The following is an 18,573-nucleotide window of genomic DNA, read 5'->3' on the forward strand; positions in this document are numbered from 1 at the left end:
ACTATTACAACCACAACCGCATCAAGCTCAAGTTAAAAGGCCTGAGCCCTGTTCAGTACAGGACTCAGGCCTTGGCTGCCTAGAGAACTTAACCGTCCAACTTTATGGGGTCAGTTCAGACGCCGGCTTTTCTACCCGCCCGGCGCCGCGTGCGTGTACGCGGCGCCGGGTGCGATTGATTACTCCTGGCCCTTGCGCTTGAACGCTTCGACGCCATTGGTGATCTCGGCCTTGGCGGCTTCTGCGTCGGCCCAGCCTTCGATCTTGACCCACTTGCCCGGCTCGAGGTCCTTGTAGTGTTCGAAGAAGTGCTGGATCTGCTGGAGGCGCAGTTCTTCCAGGTCTTCCAGCTTCTGGATCTTCTTGTACATCGGCAGGACTTTCTCGACCGGCACCGCGATGACCTTGGCGTCGCCGCCGCCGTCATCGGTCATCTTCAGCACGCCCAGCGCGCGGCAGCGCACCACCACGCCCGGCGGCAGCGGGAACGGGGTGATCACGAGCACGTCGCACGGGTCGCCGTCGTCGGCGATGGTCTGCGGCACGTAGCCGTAGTTGCACGGATAGTGCATGGCGGTACCCATGAAGCGGTCGACGAAGATCGCGCCGCTGTCCTTGTCGACCTCGTACTTGACCGGGTCGGCGTTCATCGGGATCTCGATGATGACGTTGAAGTCGTTCGGCACGTCTTTGCCGGCTGGGACGTTATTCAGGCTCATGGAATTCCTTGCTTGCTGAAGTTTTAATAAGGTGCGTCATTATAGCGAAAGCGGCAAGCGGATGGCGCGTCAGGTGCTGGCCTGCACGGCATGCGGGGCCGTAGGGTGGGCGGCTCTACCCGCGACTGTGGCTGGCCGCATTGCCGGCGCCGCCCACGCGGTGATACCTGGCGGCTCCGATCGCGCGCGGGATGATCTTGCCGCTAACTCTCACCGCGTGGGCGGCATCGATGGCGCAGCTCGGCATGGCCCCGGTCGAGCCGCCCACCCTACGAAAACAAGCTTGGATCAGAGAATGCTGGCCAGCGCGCACTGCCGGTAATGATTCGCCGCTTCCTGCTCCTGCCCCAGCGCCTCGTGCATCTGGGCCAGTTTCAGGTGCGCCTCGCGCACCATCGACGCTTCGGTGGCATCCGACAGCGCCCCTTCCAGGTAGCGCTGGGCCTTACCCCAGAGCTTTTGCTTGAGGCAGAGAGAACCCAGGGTCAGGGACAGTTCGGCATCCAGCGGGCGCTCCTTGAGCCAGGCTTCGCAATGCTCGATCTGGGCCAGCAGGGTCGGCGAGCCGGCCGGTCCGGCCGCTTCGCGGTAGGCGCGCACCACGCGCTCGTCCCAGTTCGCCTTGAGCGCTTCCTCGGCAATGGCGCGCGCCTCGTCGTGCAGGCCGCGCGCATTGAAGGCGCCGGCCGCGCGCGCCGCGATGTAGGGCACCAGGCGGTCGCTTGCCGGCACGCCGGCCCAGACGCGGCGGATCGATTCGGCATCGTGGCCGGGCGAATCGAGCAGGGCCTCGTAGGCCAGTTCGCGCAGGCGGCTCGAGAGCGCCGGATGCAGGGCCTTGCGCTTGTCGAGGATGCGCACCAGGCGCAGCACTTCCGGCCAGTTGCGCGCCTGCTGGTGGGCCTTCATCGACCATTGCAGCGCATGGATGTGGCGCTGGCCGCTCGCGTTCAGTTCGGCGACCGCCTCGAGCGCGGCTTCCGGCTGGTGGTCGTCGACCAGCAGCTCGGTCACCGTCATCAGGCGCGCCGTCTTGAGCGAGGCATCGTGGGCGATGCCGGCCAGCCAGGCGTCGCGCCTGCCCGGTTCGCGCATGCGGTGCGCGGCGCGCGCGCCGATCAGGGCCGCCAGGCCGGCGTTCTCCGGCAGCTCGGCGGCGCGCATGGCGGCTTTTTCGGCGTGGCCGAAGCGCCCTTCGAACAAGGCCTTGAGCGCGTCGCGCAAGCCCTTGTTGCCTTCGCGCTCGCGCTTGCGCTGGCGGTAGGCCGCTACCCGCTGCGGCATCTTGAGGGTCGACTTCAGTGCCCGCACCAAGCCGTAGGCGACCAGGAACAGCAGCACCAGCAGCACCACGAACAGGTTGAGCGACATGTCGAGCCGGTGCGGCGGGTAGAACAGCACCACGTTGCCCGGGTTGAAGCGCGCCGTCACGGCGATGCCGATGGCCGCGGCCATCAGGGCGACTAACCAGAGGAGGAGCCGCATCTTATTGCTTCGCCTTGTAGTTGCGCACCGCGTTCAGGCTCTCGGACAGCGTCGGCATCTCGATCGTCAGGTTGTTGGCCTGCACCTGGCGCAGCGCGCCCTGCGCCGACTGGGTGGCGCGCGAACGCGTGTCGAAGTACTTGAGCAGGATTTCCTGGCTGCTGGCCAGGTCGTCGCGGAAGGCCGTCTCGTTGCGCGACAGCAGGGCCAGGCGCGCGTTCAGCAGGCGCAGCTTGAGGTTCTCGCGCACGAAGAAGGACTCGGTGGGCGACAGCATCAGCGCTTCCGGCGTCTCCACGCTGCGCACCCGCACCAGCTGGCGCACGTCGTCCCACATCTCCTGGCTCCAGTTGCGCCAGGTCTGGATCATGCGCTGGCCCAGGCCCAGGTTTTCCGGGGCCGGCTCGGCGCCCTTGCCCGCTTGACCGCGGGTGCTGCGCACCGGCGCCGCCGGCAGCAGCGGCTTTTCGTCGGACAGCATCGGCAGCGTGTCCACCTGGGCGATGACGTTGTCCAGGCGCAGCGCCACGCCGGCCAGGTCGACCGCCGGCAGCGCCTTCAGGCGCTCGATGTCGGCGCCGATCGCGCGGCGGATGTTCAGGAATTGCGGCTTGTCCGAACGGCCCAGCGAGCGGTCGGCGTTCTGCAAGGCGATCAGGGCGCCCTGCACGTTGCCGGCCAGCTGCAGCTGCTGGCTGGCGGTGTTGAGCACCTGCTCGACCTCGGTGAGCGCCCATTCGTCGCGGTTCTTCGACAGGTCCTGGTAGAGCTGCTCGAGCGCCAGCTGCTGGGTCTGGGCCTCGGACTGGCGGCTTTCCAGCACGCCGACCTTGATCTGCAGCTCCTTGGCCGTATCCGATACCTCGCGCGCCAGCGCCGCGGTCTCGGCATTCACGGCATTGCCTTTCTGCAGGCTTTGCGCCATGTCGCGGCGCAGGGTGTTGATGCGGCTGTGCGAGCTCCAGGTCTGCACCGCCAGCAACAAGGCCAGGATGGCGACCGCCAGGGGCAAGGGGCGCTGCAGCGCCGCGATCAGGCCCTGCCCCGGCGGGCGCGGCGGCGCCTTCTGGACCGCGACGCTGCCCGACGAAATTTGTTCTGGATTATTTTGTTGTTCGTTCATTCTGAGATTGTAACGCGGCAAGTAAGCGTGCGTCGCCAGAGCCCGTGAGGGTAATCCGATCGCACCCGAGGGCGTGCGCGGTCTCCGCGATGCGCCCATGCGGGACGATCAGGTGCTGCGCCCGCAGCCGCCCGAGGCCGGCATCGGGATCGAGCCGGCTCACCATTCCTGCGAGCCCGCGCAGCGCTTCCGAACTCGTGATTATCCAGTCGTTTGGCTGTGCCAGCAAGGCGCCCAGCTCGGCCGCCAGCGAATTGTCGAGCTGCGGCACGCTGCGGCGGTAGGCCGCCACGGTATCGACCCGGGCGCCGGCCGCGCGCAAGGTGCTGGCCATCAGTTCGCGTCCGCTTTCGCCGCGCACGATCAGCACGCGGCGCCCGGCGAAGCCGGCCAGGTCGAGGCTGGCCAGCAGGTGCTCGGAGTCGCTCGCCGCGGGATCGGGCGGGCAATGGATGGTGGCCTTGTCAGCCGTGACCCCGTGGCGGGCCAGCGCCGCCCGGCTGCCCTCCCCGACCACGCCGATCGGCACGCCGGCCGGCCAGCCGTCCAGGTGGGCAAACGCGGCGTCCACCGCATTCGGCGACACGAACACGACCAGCGCATACGAGGACAGCCCGGCCAGCGTCGCCCGCAGGACGGAGGTATCCTCGAGCGGCGCGATCTCGAGCAGCGGCAGCAGCACGGCGCGGCGCCCGAGCGCGCGCACGGCCTGCGCCAGCGGCTCGGCCTGGGCGCGCGGCCTGGTGATGACGACTGCCCGCTCGAGCATGCCTCAGCCGCCCTGGCCCGGGGCCGGCAGCACGTCGGTGGCGGCCTCCTGCGCCGCCTCCTGCTTGCAGGCTTCCAGGATCGCATGCGCATCCTGGTCTTCCAGCAGGATGGCCACCTGCTCGCCGAGGAATTCCGGATGCTCCCAGGAGCCCGCCACCTCGGCCCGCGCGCTGCGCTGGCCGTCCGGGGTCGCCACCATCGCGCGCAGGCGCATGGTGGCGCCGCTGACGGTCGCGAAAGCGGCCAGCGGGATCTGGCAGCTGCCACCGAAGATTTTCGACACCTTGCGCTCGGCCGTCACGGCGCGCGCGGTGGCCTCGTGGTTCAGCGGGGCCAGCAAGGCGCGCAGGTCGACGCCGTCGCTGCGCGGGCCGCTTCCGATCTCGATCGCCATCGCGCCCTGTCCGGCTGCCGGCAGGCTGTCCTCGGGCTCGAGCAGCGCGCGGATACGCTGGGGCAGGCCGAGGCGCTTGAGGCCCGCCGCCGCCAGGATGATGGCGGCATACTCGCCGCGGTCGAGCTTGCCCAGGCGGGTGTCGAGGTTGCCGCGCAGCGGCTTGATCACCAGGTGCGGATAGCGCGCGGCGACCAGGGACTGGCGGCGCAGGCTGCTGGTGCCGACGATGCTGCCGGGCGGTAATGCATCCAGGCTGGCATGGTCGTTCGAGACAAAGGCGTCGCGCGGATCTTCGCGCTCGAGCACGGCGGCCAGCTCGAAGCCTTCCGGCAGTTCCATCGGCACGTCCTTGAGCGAGTGGACCGCCAGGTCGGCGCGGCCCTCGGCCATCGCCACCTCCAGCTCCTTGACGAACAGGCCCTTGCCGCCTACCTTGGAAAGCGTACGGTCGAGGATCTGGTCGCCCCGTGTTGTCATTCCGAGAATTTCAACACTACACTCCGGATATAATGCGGCGAGCCGGGCACGCACATGTTCCGCCTGCCACATGGCCAGGCGGCTCTCGCGGGATGCGATAATGAGCTTTTGAGGCGTCAGCATCGCGGGCGCTCCCTGCGCCGATTCATTTGCTTTCAACACGGATTCTTTCACTGTCATCTAGCCCACCAGGACGATGCCGGTTAACGGCCCTTGCTCAAGATCACAAATTTTAGCATGGGCCTCCTGCAGACGATGGCCAACCGCCATGGCACTAACAATTCATTTGTGGTCGATATGGAAAACCCAGCTGCACTAGACAACCCTGCAATGCCCGGCGCCGGCGACAAGGACGCGCCGCTGAAAGAAGACATCCGCCTGCTCGGCCGCCTGCTCGGCGACGTGCTGCGCGAACAGGAAGGCGAAGCCGTGTTCGCGGTCGTCGAGACCATCCGCCAGACGGCGGTGCGTTTCCGGCGCGACGCCGACCCGGTCGCCGGCGAGGAACTCACCACCCTGCTGCACCGGCTCACGCGCGACCAGACCATTTCGGTGGTGCGTGCCTTCTCCTACTTCTCGCACCTGGCCAACATCGCCGAGGACCAGCACCACATCCGCCGCCGCCGCGCCCACCTGATGCGCGGCGCCGCGCCGCGCCAAGGCAGCGTCGGCCACGCGCTCGGCAAGCTGGTCGATGCCGGCGTGCCGCGGGAGGTGGTCGAGGACTTCTTCAAGGACGCCCTGATCTCGCCGGTCCTCACCGCCCACCCGACCGAAGTGCAGCGCAAGAGCATCCTCGACGCCGAGCACGACATCGCGCGCCTGCTGGCCGAGCGCGACCGCGGCCTGACGCCCAGGGAACTGGGGCGCAACACGCAGCTGCTGCAGGCGCGCATCGCCACGCTGTGGCAGACCCGCATGCTGCGCTATTCCAAGTTGACCGTGGCCGACGAGATCGACAACGCCCTGTCCTACTACCGCATCACCTTCCTGCGCGAAGTGCCGGGCCTGTACGACGACATCGAGGAAGAGATCGCCAGCGTGTACGGCGGCGAAGCCGATCTGGGCGAGGCGCAGTACTTGCAGATGGGCAGCTGGATCGGGGGCGACCGCGACGGCAACCCGAACGTGAACGCGGACACCATGCGCCATGCGCTGGTGCGCCAGTCGACCACCATCCTCGACTTCTACCTGGACGAAGTGCACGCGCTCGGCGCCGAGCTGTCCACCTCGACCCTGATGGTGCCGGTGACGCCGCAGATGCAGGCGCTGGCCGACGCTTCGGTCGACAATTCCCCGCACCGCAGCGACGAACCCTACCGCCGCGCCCTGATCGGCATCTACGCGCGCCTGGCCGCCACCGCGCGCGAACTGGGCGTCGACCACATCCTGCGCAAGGAAGTCGGCGAAGCCCCGCCCTACCTGGACGCGGCCCTGTTCGCGGCCGACCTCGAGGTGCTGGCCGATTCGCTGCGCGCCAACCATGGCGCCGTGCTGATCGAGCCGCGCCTGGCGGGCTTGAAGCGCGCCGCGCGCATCTTCGGCTTCCACCTGGCTTCGCTCGACATGCGCCAGAGCTCGGACGTGCACGAGCGCGTGCTGGCCGAACTGTTCGCACGCGCCGGCAGCCAGACCGACTACGCCGGCCTGGACGAGGCGGACAAGGTCGCGCTGCTGCTGCGCGAACTGGCGCAGCCGCGCCCCCTGTATTCGCCCTACGAGAGCTATTCGGACGAGACCAATTCCGAACTGGCGATCCTGCGCGCCGCGCGCGACATCCGCCAGCGCTACGGCAGCCGCGCGATCCGCAACTACATCATCTCGCACACCGAGACCGTGTCGGACCTGCTGGAAGTGCTGCTGCTGCAGAAGGAGACCGGCCTGATGCGGGTGTCCTCCGGCGCCAGCGACGTCATGGTGATCCCGCTGTTCGAAACCATCCCCGACCTGCAGCGCGCCAGCGGCATCATGGACGAATGGATGTCGATCCCGCTGGTGGCCGGCATCATCGAGCGGCAGGGCCGCCTGCAGGAGGTCATGCTCGGCTACTCGGACTCGAACAAGGACGGCGGCTTCCTGACCTCGAACTGGGAGCTGTACCAGGCCGAACTGAAGCTGGTCGACGTGTTCGCCGCCAAGGGCGTCAAGCTGCGCCTGTTCCATGGCCGCGGCGGCACCGTGGGCCGCGGCGGCGGCCCCAGCTACGACGCGATCCGCGCCCAGCCGCCGGGCACCGTCAACGGCCAGATCCGCCTGACCGAACAGGGCGAGATCATCGCCTCGAAGTTCTCGAATCCCGAGATCGGCCGGCGCAACCTGGAACTGCTGGTGGCGGCGACGCTGGAAGCGAGCCTGGTGCCGCACCCGGCGGACGAGGTGAACACCGCTAGATTGGCGCGCTTCGAAGCCGTGATGGCCGAGCTGTCCGAGCGCGCCTATCGCGCCTACCGCAACCTGGTGTACGAGACCCCGGGCTTCACCGACTACTTCTTCAGCGCCACGCCGATCGCCGAGATCGCGGAACTGAACCTCGGTTCGCGTCCCGCCTCGCGCAAGTCGACGCGCCGCATCGAAGACTTGCGCGCGATCCCCTGGGGCTTCTCATGGGGCCAGTGCCGCCTGCTGCTGCCGGGCTGGTACGGCTTCGGCACCGCGGTGAGCGGCTGGCTGGCGGACGGCGTGCGCGAGGAACGCCTGGCGCTGCTGCAGGAAATGCACCAGAGCTGGCCCTTCTTCGCGACCCTGCTGTCGAACATGGACATGGTGCTGGCCAAGACCGACCTGGCGATCGCCTCGCGCTACGCCGGGCTGGTGGCGGACGTGGAACTGCGCGAGCGCATCTTCCGGCGCATCACCGCCGAGCATGGCGAAGCGCTGCGCTGCCTGGAGGCGGTGACGGGCGTGAGCGAGCGCCTGGCCGGCAACCCGCTGCTGGCGCGTTCGATCCAGAACCGCTTCGCCTACCTGGACCCGCTCAACCACCTGCAGGTGGAACTGATCCACCGCCGGCGCAAGCTGGGGGACAATGCGGATCCGCGCGTGCACCGGGGGATTCACCTGTCCATCAACGGCGTGGCGGCGGGCTTGCGCAACACCGGCTAAGCGGATTTTGTAGGGTGGGCGGATTCTCCGCCGACGCGGTGATAGTTGGCAGCAAGATCATCCGGCGCGAAAGCGGAGCCGCTACCGATCGCCGCGTGGGCGGGAAACCCGCCCACCCTACGGACATCAACGAGCGCACGCTCCCAGCGCACTCCCCTTCCTCAGGAAGGCCGGCACCGCGTTCGGCGACACGCACACCTGCGCGCCCGGATTGCCCGCGCTGCCGGTCTTGTTACACACCAGCACCTTGTCCTCGCCGCAGCGCGCATCGATCACGTTCACGGTGGTGCTGGCCTGCGCGAAGCAGCTCTCCGGGCTGGCCGCCTGCGCCGTGAAGCTGAAGCTGCCCGCAGCGCTCGGCGCAAAGCTGGTCACCGCGCCGCTGGCGGTCGACAGCCCACCGACAGGGTTCCAGGTGAAGGTCGACGAACCGGCCGCATCGCTTGCGCTCAGAGTCACGCTCTGCGGACCGTAGCCCAGCGCGATCGTGTTCGCCGGCAGGCCGGTGGCTTCGCCCGCGCCGGGCGCCACGCTGATCGACGGCTGCGGCACGTGGCCCAGCACCTGCACGATCCCTTCCGCGCTGGCGCTGTTGCCGCCCTTGTCGACGGCGCTGAGCATGACCTTCTGGGCGCCGATATCCGAGCACGCGAAGCTCGTACGCGATGCCGTGAGCGACTCCACGCCCCAGTTGTCGCTGGTGCCGCCATCCAGGTCGCTCGCCGCGATCGAGGCGGTGCCGTTGGCGAGCCGCACCGACACTTCGCGGGTGCGCACGCTTGGCGCCTCGAAGTCGTTGCTGACCGTGCCGGCGCGCGCGCTCTCGGTGCTCAGGCGGTTCAAGGCGGTGACGGTGTAGTAGTAATACTGGCCGGGTGCGACGCTGCCGTCGGCGAACGCGTGGGTGGCGGTGTCGGTCACGCCGAGCAGGTTGGCCTGGTTCTCCAGGTCCATCTCGCGCTCGCTGGCGCGATAGATGGCGTACTTGCGGGTCTTCTCGAATTCGTCGGCGGCCTCAAGCGCCGGCGCCCAGGACAGGTTCACCGTATTGGCGTCGCCCACGCTGGCGGCCAGCCCGGCCGGCGCGGCCGGCGCAGCGGTCCCTTTCCACGCCATGGTCGGCAGCAGGGCCGGACGCGCGTAGGTGCTGTTCTTCAGCGAGCTGCGGTAGCCGAGCGGGTCGTTCTGCAGGAACTGGTGGCGGAAGTGGACCTGGCCCGAGATGTTGGCGTGCGCGCGGTTCATCGCGATCTGGTTGTTGATCTGGTTCGGATCGAACCAGCCGGTCGTGTTCATCTTGTAGTCGGCCAGGCCGATGTACATGTGGCGCTCGTAGGCGTTGTCGTTCCACCACGGCACCAGGAGCTTGTAGTCCGAGCCGCCCTGGCCAATGTACCAGTAGACCTGCGGCGCCAGGTAGTCGACCCAGCCTTCGCGGATCCACTTGCGGCTGTCGGCGAACATGCTGCTGTAGTGCTGCGAGGCCCCGGTGCTGGTGGGCGAACCGATCGCCGGATCGGTGGGGTGGCTGCGATAGATGCCGGAGGGCGACACGCCGAACTTCACCCAGGGCTTGAGGGCGCGGATGCTGTCGTTCACGCGCGCGATCAGGATGTTGATGTTGTCGCGGCGCCAGTCGGCCAGGCCCTCGGCCGTGTTCGGGAAGCCGCGCGGATCGGCGGCGAAGGCCGCCTCGTCGCCGGTGGTGCCGCTCGGGTAGAAGTAGTCGTCGAAGTGGATGCCGTCCACGTCGTAGCGCGTGACGATGTCCATGATGACGTTCACGACGTGGTCGCGCACTTGCGGCAGGCCCGGGTTCAGGATCTTCACGGTGCCGACCGTGAGCAGCCAGTCCGGATGGGCGAGCGAGACGTGGTTCGGCGCGTACATCGCCGCGTTGTTCTGGTTGGACGCCGTGGCCACCGCGCGGTAGGGATTGATCCAGGCATGGAATTCCATGCCGCGCTTGCGCGTCTCGTCGATCGCGAACTGCAGCGGATCCCAGGCCGGACTGGGGGCGCGGCCCTGCTGATTGGTCAGGTAGTAGGACCAGGGTTCCAGCTCGCTCGGGTACATGGCGTCGGCCTGGCTGCGCACCTGCAGGAAGGCGGCGTTCATGCCGGTCGCTTTGTTGTGGTCCAGGATGGCCTTGAGCTTGGCCTGCTGCTGGGCCGGGGTGTCGAGACGGCTGGGCCAGTCCAGGCTGATATGGGTGCTGATCCACACGCCGCGCATCTCGCGCTTCGGCGCAGGGGTTTGGGCATCGGCGTGGGAAATGGAAGCGACGAGCATGGCGGCTGCCGCTGCAAGCAAAAGTTTTTTCATATTGTCTTTTTTTGCAGGTTGAGGTGAGCGCACCAGGGGAGCGCTGGCGGCGGTCCCCGGCGCCTCTCCACGCGCCGATGTGTTGCCATCCGCGAAACAGAGTACGCGCGAGCAATTTTGACAACCAATGAAATTCGGAACAGGCGGCATAACCGGGATGCATGAGAGCATCCCGGGCAAGGAAAACTGCTGGAGGCGGGGTTCAGTGCCGGATCGACAGGCCGATGGTGAAGGCGAAGTCGGGCGTGCGGCTGTTGAGTCCGCGCGACACCATCGCGTCCAGCTGCACATCCTTCGACAGGAGGTAGGCGGCGCCGACGTCGAAGCTGGCCTCGGTGCCGCCGTGCCGGCTGCTGGCGATGTGCGGCAGCGCCACTTCGACCAGTCCGCGCAGGCGCTCGCCAAAGCCCTTCGCCAGCACGATGCCGAACAGGCCGTAGCGATAGCGCCCCGCGCCCTCGTCGTCGCGTTCGACGCCGATTCCCGGCATGAGGCCGAGCGCCATCCCGTTCGGCAGCGACCACTCGCCGATCAGGCGCAGCGCGGGGCGCACGCCCTGGCCGCGAAAGGCGCGCGAGCCGCTGTCGAAGTCGGCCGAGGCCAGCAGGCCGACCGAGGGCCGGCCGGCGTCGGCATCGAGGAGGTGCCAGCCGAGGGCCAGGCTGGTGTCGCCATAGCCGGCATCGGTGGCGCGCCCGCCATCGAGCCGCAGATGGCGGTTCATCCGCCCCTCGGTCTCGACGCGCAGTTCGAGCGTGTCGGCGACGCCGATCCGCAGCACGGCGGGCGTGGACAGGACGCGCTCGCGCCCTGCCCCGTTGCGCTCGCGTTCGTACTGCAGGCCGGCTTCGACCTGGACGCGGCCCTTGCCCACGACCGTGCTCGACTCGACGAAGTCGGGCCGGCCGCTTTCGATGAGGTCCTGGGCGCCCCCCCCGGCCGCCCCCAGCGCCAGGGCGACGCCCGCAGCGACTGCGAGAATGGCGGATGAAGGCATGGCTGCACCATACCGCAAGCCCGCAAGCGGCGACGCACGGGCGAAAAAAATGCCGCTCAGCCATAACTGAGCGGCATTTTTACCAAACGGTAAAAATTACTGGTTGTGCAGGAAGGTCTTGAGCTTGTCCGAACGCGACGGCTGGCGCAGCTTGCTCATCGCCTTGGCTTCGATCTGGCGGATACGCTCGCGGGTGACGTCGAACTGCTTGCCCACTTCTTCCAGCGTGTGGTCGTTCGACATCTCGACGCCGTAGCGCATGCGCAGCACCTTGGCTTCGCGCGGGGTCAGCGAGTCCAGCACTTCCTTGATCACGTTGCGCATCGAGGCGTGCAGCGCGGCGTCCAGCGGCGCCAGGGTGGTGTTGTCCTCGATGAAGTCGCCCAGTTGCGAATCGCCGTCCTCGCCCATCGGGGTTTCCATCGAAATCGGTTCCTTCGCGATCTTCATGATCTCGCGAACCTTGTTCTCCGGCATTTCCATCTTGGCCGCCAGGGTCGGCAGGTCCGGCTCGCTGCCGGTTTCCTGCATGATCTGGCGCGAGATGCGGTTCATCTTGTTGATCGTCTCGATCATGTGCACCGGCACGCGGATGGTACGGGCCATGTCCGCGATCGAGCGCGTGATCGCCTGGCGGATCCACCAGGTCGCGTAGGTCGAGAATTTATAGCCGCGGCGGTACTCGAACTTGTCCACGGCCTTGAGCAGGCCGATGTTGCCTTCCTGGATCAGGTCGAGGAATTGCAGGCCGCGGTTGATGTATTTCTTGGCGATCGAGATCACCAGGCGCAGGTTGGCCACGGTCATTTCGCGCTTGGCCTGGCGGGCGCGCTTCTCGCCGGCCGCCATCTGCTTGTTGATGCGGCGCAGGTCGGCCAGCGGCAGCGCCACGCGCGCCTGCAGGTCGATCATGCGCTGCTGCAGCTCCTTGATCGCCGGCAGGTTACGGCTCAGCACCGCGCTGTACGGGTAGGCGCAGTCGACTTCGCGGTCGCCCCATGCGAGGTCGGTCTCGTTGCCCGGGAAGACCTTGATGAAGTGGGCGCGCGGCATGCCGCAGCGGTTCACGCAGATGTCCAGCACGGCGCGCTCGATCGAGCGTACTTCGTCCATCTGGCCGCGCAGGGTGTCGCACAGCTTCTCGACGATCTTGGCGGTGAAGCGGATACCCAGCAGCTCGTTCGAGATGATGGCCTGGGCTTCTTCGTACTCGTCCGAACCATAGCCGGTGGTCTTGAAGGCGTGGCCCATGCGGTCGAACTGCTTCTCGATCAGGGCGAACTTCTCCAGCGCGCTCTTGCGCAGCTGCGCCAGCTGCTCGGTCGAGTAGCCGGCCGCGCCGCCGCCGGCGGAGCCCTCTTCTTCCTCTTCCTCGACTTCGACCTCTTCTTCATCCTCGTCGTCGCCGGCGCGCGAGGGGGCGGCGGCCGGGGCCGGCGCAGGTGTGGAAATTGCGTTCAGGTCGACGAAGCCGTCCACCACGTCGTCGATCTTCATCTCGTCGCTGGCGATCTTGTGCGACAGCGCGATGATTTCCGAGATCGTGGTCGGGCAGGCCGAGATCGCCTGCACCATGTCCTTCAGGCCTTCCTCGATGCGCTTGGCGATTTCGATCTCGCCTTCGCGGGTGAGCAGCGACACCGCGCCCATCTCGCGCATGTACATGCGCACCGGGTCGGTGGTGCGGCCGAAGTCGGAGTCGACGGTCGACAGCGCGGTGGCGGCCGCGGCCTCCACTTCGTCGTCGCTGGTCGCGGTCGGCACGTTATCCGACAGCAGCATCATTTCGGCTTCCGGGGCGCGCTCGTAGATGGCGATGCCCATGTCGTTGAAGGTCGCGATGATGCCTTCGATCGCTTCCGGATCGACGATGTTTTCCGGCAGCTGGTCGTTGATCTGGGCATGGGTCAGGTAGCCGCGCTCCTTGCCCATGTTGATCAGGTTCTTGATCTGCTGGCGGCGCTTTTCCAGTTCCGCTTCCGAGAAGCCGCCGTCGCCGCCCAGCATGCCGGCCAGGCCCTTGGCCTTGCGCTCGCGCAGCTTGGAGGCGGCCTTCATTTCGGCGCGCTCGACCGCGTTCAGTGCCGCGACTTCGTCGTTCTCCGGCACGAACTCGCTCGGCTTGCGGCCGCGGCGGCCCGGGACCTTCACCTGCGGCAGCAGGTAGCCCGAGGTATCGATCGCGGCCAGCGCGGCGGCATCGGTGGTGGCGCTGACGGCGCCCACGGCGCTCGCCGGCACGGCCGGCGCCGGCAGTGCGTTGGCATCGGTACGGCGGGTGCGGGTGCGCACGACTTTCGGCGCGGCCTGGGCTTCCTCCACGGCTGGCGCGGCCGGCGCGGCGGGCGCCGGCGCCTCAGCCGCCGGGGCGGACGCGGCCTCGGCCTGCGGGGCTTCGGCAGCGGCGGCTTTCAGCGCGGCCAGCTTCGAGCCGCGCTTGCGCACGACCACGGTCGCGGCGCTGTTCGGCACCGCGGCCGTGTAGTCCTCGAAGACCGCCGGTTCGGCCGCGATCACGGCTTCGGCCGCCGCTTGCACAGGCGCGGCAGCCTCGGCAGCGGTCTCGAGCGCCGGCTCGAGGGCTTGCGGCGCGTCCAGCACGGCCTCGTTCGCCGCGGCTTCCAGTTCGGCCGGGGACTGCTGCGCTTCCAGCGCGGCCTTGGCCGAGGCCAGGCGCGAGCGGGTCTTCACCACCGTCACCTTGGCCGCCGCTTCCGTCTCGAGGAAGTAGGAGGTCGCGGTTTTCGGCACTGCCAGCTGTGCCGTAGCCTTGGCGGGCGCTTTCTTGGCGGTCAGTGTCAGTGTCTTGGCGGTGTTTTTCATAGTAAAACTCTCTCCAGTCGAGGCATGCGGCTGCCTGCGAATCAATGTCGGCGGGACCCTCGGTCGGGTCCGGTGTGGGTTTGGAAGCGGGATGGCCCTAGCTGAGGGCGGACACGCGGACTTCAAGCACGTTCTCCCCGGAGCGGCCTGCCCTCCTGGAGGAGTGGCGGCGGGCGGGCGGGAAGTGAACGGTCTTTAAAATCACGGTGTACATGTCGGAACGAAAAAAAGCCCGTCGGATGAAACGGGCTTGCATCTCATGTTCAGGGCAGAACAGAAGGAAGACGATATTATGCCGTATTGCAAGAATTGGTGACAATTGAAATATCCCATAATGGGTATCACCAAACTGAATATGTCACAGGTGCTTCGCCGGTCCTTCGGACCATCTGCGACGGCGCAAGCCGTGCGCAAGGCAAGGGGCGGATCATACACGATTTCACGCCAGCACGCCCGCCTGCCCGCATCGAATCTTCAATCAAATTCTCAAGATTAATGGAACAAGTACAATACGGCCCGCACTGGCAGTCGGGCGCCGTGCTATCCTTCGTTTTCCCGTTCTTACAATGAAGTCAATGAATACCACTACCGCTGCCGAGACCGTCGACACCACCGCTCCTGCCACGCCTGACACGCCGGATACGCCATCCGTGGACACGTCCACCCCGGCTTCCGCCCAGGACGGCGCCGCCGGCGACGCCCTCGGCGCAGCAGCACCTGCCGCCGCCAGCGCCGCCCCGGCCCAGGCCGCCCCGTCGGCCCCTTCGGCCCGCGCCCTGCTCAAGCAACTGCAGCAGCAATTTCCGGCCTTCCGCGACTGCCTGCCGCTGGCGATCGGCATCGACAAGCAACTGCTGGCGCAGATGCCCGACCTGAACCGCAAGGCCATGCGCGCCGCGCTCGGCATCCACACCGGCTCGATGCGCTACCTGCGCGCCATGGAAAAGGCCAAGCTTCGCTACAACCTCGACGGCAGCCCGGGCGCCGAGGTCACGGATACCCACCGCCAGCACGCCAAGGAACTATTGCAGGAACGCTTCAAGAAGGAAGCCGAGCGCAAGAAGGCCGAGCGCGACGCTGCCGCCGCCGAAGAGGCGAACCGCCAGCGCCAGGAAAAGCTCAACGCCCTCGCGGCCAAGTTCTCGCGCAACTGATGGCCGGGCCGAGCGTCGCAGATCCCGACGAGCTGCTGCCGCCCTACGAAGGCATTCGCCTGGCGGACGTGCGCATCGTGCGCACGCCCGTCGAGGCGGCCGCCGCGCTGGCGGCGCTGTCGCAGGCCGACGTGATCGGCTTCGACACCGAATCCAAGCCCACCTTCGCCAAGGGCGAGGTCTCGACCGGGCCGCACCTGGTGCAACTGGCCACCGACACGACCGCCTATCTGTTCCAGATCGGCAGCGCCGCCAGCGCGCAGACCGCGCTGGCAGTGCTCAAGCCCGTGCTCGAATCAAGCAGCATCCTGAAGGTCGGCTTCGGGCTGGGCGACGACCTGAAACGCCTGCGCAGCAAGCTCGGCATCGAGGCGCAAAAGGTGCTGGACCTGGCCACCGCCATGCGCCGGCGCGGCGAGCGCAACACGCTCGGCGCCAAGACCGCGGTGGCGCGCTTCTTCGGGCAGCGCCTGCAGAAATCGCGCCGCATCACCACCACCAACTGGGCCCTGCCTCAGCTGAGCGAAAAGCAGCTGCTGTACGCGGCCGACGACGCCCACGTGGCGCTGCGCCTGTACCGCCACTGGCTCGCCAATCCGCCCGCCGACGACACCAGGCCGCCGCCGCGGCGCGCTTCCTGACCTACAACAGCCCCTTCCGCGTTATCATGCCGGCATTGCTACTGCCGAGTTCGCCCATGAATCGACGCCGCATGCTGTTCGCAGTCCTGACCCTGTCCGCGAGCGCGCTCCAGGCCGCGCCGCAGGCCAGCCCGCCCGTCCAGGTGCCGGACACCCTGGCCCAGCGCCTGCTCGCCTGCGCCTCCTGCCATGCGCGCGTCGATGCGCGCGGCAATCCGGTGAACGACAGCTACTTCCCACGCATCAGCGGCAAGCCGGCCGGCTACCTGTACAACCAGTTGCTCAACTTCCGCGAAGGCCGGCGCCAGTACCCGCTCATGACCTACCTGGTGGACCACCTGCCCGACGCCTACCTGCGCGAGATCGCCGGCCATTTCGCGGCCCAAGCGCCCGCGGCGCATGCCGCCAGTCCCGGCGGCGCGCCGGCCCGGCTGCTCGAGCGCGGACGCCAGTTGGTGATGCAGGGCGACAGCGCGCGCCAACTGCCGGCCTGCGTCGCCTGTCACGGCCAGCGCCTGACCGGCGTCGAGCCCACCATTCCCGGCCTGCTCGGCCTGCCGCGCGACTACGTGAATGCGCAGTTCGGCGCCTGGCGCAACCAGGCGCGCCGCGCCCATGCGCCGGACTGCATGGCCGAGATCACCGCCAGGATGTCGCTGGAGGACGTGAACGCCGTCTCGCACTGGCTCGCGGCCCAGCCCGTCCCCGCCGACCCGCGCCCCGCGAGCTCGATCGCCCGTCCGCTGCCGCTGGCCTGCGGCAGCGCCCCGGAGGCGCCATGAGACGCTTTGTCCTGGTAATCGCGGCGCTCGCCGCCGCCGTCGTGGCGCTGGCCTGGCCGCGCGAAGAATTCGTCCCCTCGACCTCGCCCGCCGCCTGGGCCGGCACGCCCGAGAACATCGCGCGCGGCGCCTATCTCGCGCGCGCCGGCGACTGCGTGGCCTGCCATACGGCGCGCGGCGGTCCGGAATACGCGGGCGGGCGGGCGCTCGATACGCCCTTCGGCCGCCTGTACGGCCCCAACCTCACGCCGGACCCTGAGACCGGCATCGGCCATTGGAGCGCCGACGACTTCTGGAACGCCCTGCACAACGGCAAGTCGCGCGACGGCCGCCTGCTCTACCCGGCCTTCCCGTACACCAACTACACCCGGGTCTCGCGTACCGATTCGGACGCCATGTACGCCTACTTCCGCAGCCTGGCGCCGCAGCGCCGGCCGAACCAGCCGCACGAACTGGACTTCCCCTACGACCAGCAAGCCTTGCTGGCGGGATGGCGCCTGCTGTACTTCCGCCCGGCCGTGTTCACGCCGCAGCCGGCGCGCGGCGCCGAGTGGAACCGCGGCGCCTACCTGGTCGAGGGCCTCGGGCACTGCAGCGCCTGCCACAGCACCCGCAACCGGCTCGGGGCAAGCGGCGGCACGCTCTCGGGCGGCCTGATTCCGACCATCGGCTGGTACGCCCCCTCGCTCACCGCCAGCGGCGAAGCCGGCCTGGGCGACTGGGATCAGGACCACATCGTCGCCCTGCTCGGCACCGGCGTGTCGCCGCGCGGCACGGCCACCGGGCCGATGGCCGAAGTGGTGGCACGCAGCCTGCAGCACCTGAACGGCGCCGACCTGGGCGCGATGGCGACCTACCTGAAGTCGCTGCCCGCCACCGACAAGGCGCCCGGGGACAGCGGCGAGCGGCCGAGCGAGCCGCTGCTGGCCGAGGGCCGCCGCCTGTACGGCAAGTACTGCATGGATTGCCATGGCGCGGACGGCAAGGGCAAGGCCCCGGCCTATCCGCCGCTGGCCGGCAACCGCGCGGTGACGCTCACCCCGGCCGTGAACGCGATCCGGATGGTGCTGCACGGCGGCTTCCCGCCCGGCACCGCCGGCAATCCGCGCCCCTACGGCATGCCGCCCTACAGCCACGAGCTGGACGATGCCCAGGTGGCCGCCGTGCTGAGCTACGTGCGCGCCAGCTGGGGCAATGCGGCCGCGCCGGTGTCGGCGCCGGACGTCAACCGTTACCGCAGCGTGCCGCTGGACTAGGGAGCTCAGTCGGCCAGTTGCAGGCCGTTCGCGTCGCACCAGCTCTGCAGGGCGCCGCGGGTGGCTTGCGCGTGAAAGCGTTCCCAGGCCTCGCCCGCGCCGCGCGCTTCCAGCAGGCGGGCGAAGCCCTCGGTATCGCGGTCGCGGAACAGGTCGCGGACCGTGTCCTGGTCCCCGGCCAGGTGGGCGGCGGCGAAGCGAAGCACGAGTCCGTCTCCGATGCCGAGCGTGCCCGCCGGCGGCACCGCGACATAAGCGCCCTCGTCGCCGGAGGCCGATGGCGTCGGCGCCTCCTCGTCCATGTACTCGTCGTTGAGAAGGTGGATCATGCCGGTGTCGCGCGACACCAGGGCCGTGACCGTACCGCCGCCGTCTTCCACCATCATGGCGGCGCCTTCGAGTTCGTCCAGTTTGACTGTTGCCATGGCAAATCCTGTGCGCGTAGTCGGAAGGAGGCAGTATGAAGCGCCTGCCCGCGCCAGGCGCGCACGCTTGGCGCGGGCAGGCCCCGTTCGCGTGCC

General features: G+C 68.3%; 16 protein-coding genes. 6 read left to right on the forward strand and 10 right to left on the reverse strand.

Annotated elements, in window-relative coordinates; all coding sequences use genetic code 11:
- The coding region (locus tag ACK4S9_RS12275) for an IS3 family transposase (RefSeq protein ID WP_409721870.1) at positions 1-83 on the forward strand (83 nt) is incomplete at its 5' end.
- A gap of 96 nt (positions 84-179) precedes the next feature.
- Here ACK4S9_RS12275 and ppa read toward each other — a convergent pair.
- The 6 genes from ppa to hemC all read right to left on the reverse strand — a co-directional run bounded on the left by ppa (position 180) and on the right by hemC (position 5,095).
- A complete protein-coding gene (gene ppa, locus ACK4S9_RS12280) occupies positions 180-719 on the reverse strand; it encodes an inorganic diphosphatase (RefSeq protein WP_036250464.1) in 540 nt (179 codons plus the stop codon).
- A gap of 115 nt (positions 720-834) precedes the next feature.
- Positions 835-966, reverse strand: coding sequence for a hypothetical protein (locus ACK4S9_RS12285; RefSeq protein WP_409725941.1), 132 nt, complete (start codon positions 964-966; stop codon positions 835-837).
- A gap of 41 nt (positions 967-1,007) precedes the next feature.
- Positions 1,008-2,204 (reverse strand): heme biosynthesis protein HemY, encoded by a 1,197-nt coding sequence (locus ACK4S9_RS12290; RefSeq protein ID WP_409725943.1) that lies wholly within the window; start codon positions 2,202-2,204, stop codon positions 1,008-1,010.
- A 1-nt stretch (position 2,205) separates the two neighbouring features.
- Complete coding sequence (locus ACK4S9_RS12295; RefSeq protein ID WP_409725945.1) at positions 2,206-3,327, reverse strand: uroporphyrinogen-III C-methyltransferase; 1,122 nt, start codon at positions 3,325-3,327, stop codon at positions 2,206-2,208.
- Positions 3,308-4,096, reverse strand: coding sequence for a uroporphyrinogen-III synthase (locus ACK4S9_RS12300; RefSeq protein WP_409725947.1), 789 nt, complete (start codon positions 4,094-4,096; stop codon positions 3,308-3,310). Before ACK4S9_RS12300 ends, ACK4S9_RS12295 begins: the two co-directional genes overlap by 20 nt.
- A 3-nt stretch (positions 4,097-4,099) precedes the next feature.
- Positions 4,100-5,095 carry a hydroxymethylbilane synthase gene (gene hemC / locus ACK4S9_RS12305; RefSeq protein ID WP_409725949.1) on the reverse strand — a complete coding sequence of 332 codons (996 nt, stop codon included), beginning with the start codon at positions 5,093-5,095 and terminating at the stop codon, positions 4,100-4,102.
- Between the two features lie 174 nt (positions 5,096-5,269).
- Here hemC and ppc point away from each other — a divergent pair, with 174 nt between their 5' ends.
- Positions 5,270-8,074 carry a phosphoenolpyruvate carboxylase gene (gene ppc / locus ACK4S9_RS12310; RefSeq protein WP_409725951.1) on the forward strand — a complete coding sequence of 935 codons (2,805 nt, stop codon included), beginning with the start codon at positions 5,270-5,272 and terminating at the stop codon, positions 8,072-8,074.
- Between the two features lie 126 nt (positions 8,075-8,200).
- Here the strand turns inward: ppc and ACK4S9_RS12315 are convergent, their stop codons facing one another.
- The 3 genes from ACK4S9_RS12315 to rpoD form a co-directional block, all read right to left on the reverse strand.
- Entirely contained in the window at positions 8,201-10,399 is a 2,199-nt protein-coding gene (locus ACK4S9_RS12315) for a family 10 glycosylhydrolase (RefSeq protein ID WP_409725953.1), read from the reverse strand.
- Between the two features lie 202 nt (positions 10,400-10,601).
- On the reverse strand, positions 10,602-11,396 hold the full coding sequence (locus tag ACK4S9_RS12320; RefSeq protein WP_409725955.1) for a transporter: 795 nt from the start codon (positions 11,394-11,396) through the stop codon (positions 10,602-10,604).
- 96 nt (positions 11,397-11,492) lie between these two features.
- A complete protein-coding gene (gene rpoD / locus ACK4S9_RS12325; RefSeq protein WP_409725957.1) occupies positions 11,493-14,219 on the reverse strand; it encodes an RNA polymerase sigma factor RpoD in 2,727 nt (908 codons plus the stop codon).
- Between the two features lie 776 nt (positions 14,220-14,995).
- On the opposite strand from rpoD, the gene ACK4S9_RS12330 reads away from it, so the two are divergent.
- The 4 genes from ACK4S9_RS12330 to ACK4S9_RS12345 are packed head-to-tail and all read left to right on the forward strand — an operon-like array spanning position 14,996 to position 18,052.
- Positions 14,996-15,373 carry a ProQ/FINO family protein gene (locus ACK4S9_RS12330; protein ID WP_409726077.1) on the forward strand — a complete coding sequence of 126 codons (378 nt, stop codon included), beginning with the start codon at positions 14,996-14,998 and terminating at the stop codon, positions 15,371-15,373.
- Positions 15,373-16,014, forward strand: coding sequence for a 3'-5' exonuclease (locus tag ACK4S9_RS12335; protein ID WP_409725959.1), 642 nt, complete (start codon positions 15,373-15,375; stop codon positions 16,012-16,014). The genes ACK4S9_RS12330 and ACK4S9_RS12335 overlap by 1 nt, the downstream gene beginning before the upstream one ends.
- 56 nt (positions 16,015-16,070) lie before the next feature.
- Positions 16,071-16,796 carry a c-type cytochrome gene (locus ACK4S9_RS12340; RefSeq protein WP_409725961.1) on the forward strand — a complete coding sequence of 242 codons (726 nt, stop codon included), beginning with the start codon at positions 16,071-16,073 and terminating at the stop codon, positions 16,794-16,796.
- Positions 16,793-18,052: a c-type cytochrome gene (locus ACK4S9_RS12345; protein WP_409725963.1), complete on the forward strand. Its 1,260-nt coding sequence runs from the start codon at positions 16,793-16,795 to the stop codon at positions 18,050-18,052. Before ACK4S9_RS12340 ends, ACK4S9_RS12345 begins: the two co-directional genes overlap by 4 nt.
- A 5-nt stretch (positions 18,053-18,057) precedes the next feature.
- On the opposite strand, the gene ACK4S9_RS12350 is transcribed toward ACK4S9_RS12345, so the two are convergent.
- Positions 18,058-18,477 carry a hypothetical protein gene (locus ACK4S9_RS12350; RefSeq protein ID WP_409725965.1) on the reverse strand — a complete coding sequence of 140 codons (420 nt, stop codon included), beginning with the start codon at positions 18,475-18,477 and terminating at the stop codon, positions 18,058-18,060.
- Positions 18,478-18,573: the final 96 nt, after the last annotated feature.

Source organism: Massilia sp. (genome assembly GCF_046293535.1).
Classification (GTDB): Bacteria; Pseudomonadota; Gammaproteobacteria; order Burkholderiales; family Burkholderiaceae_D; genus Telluria.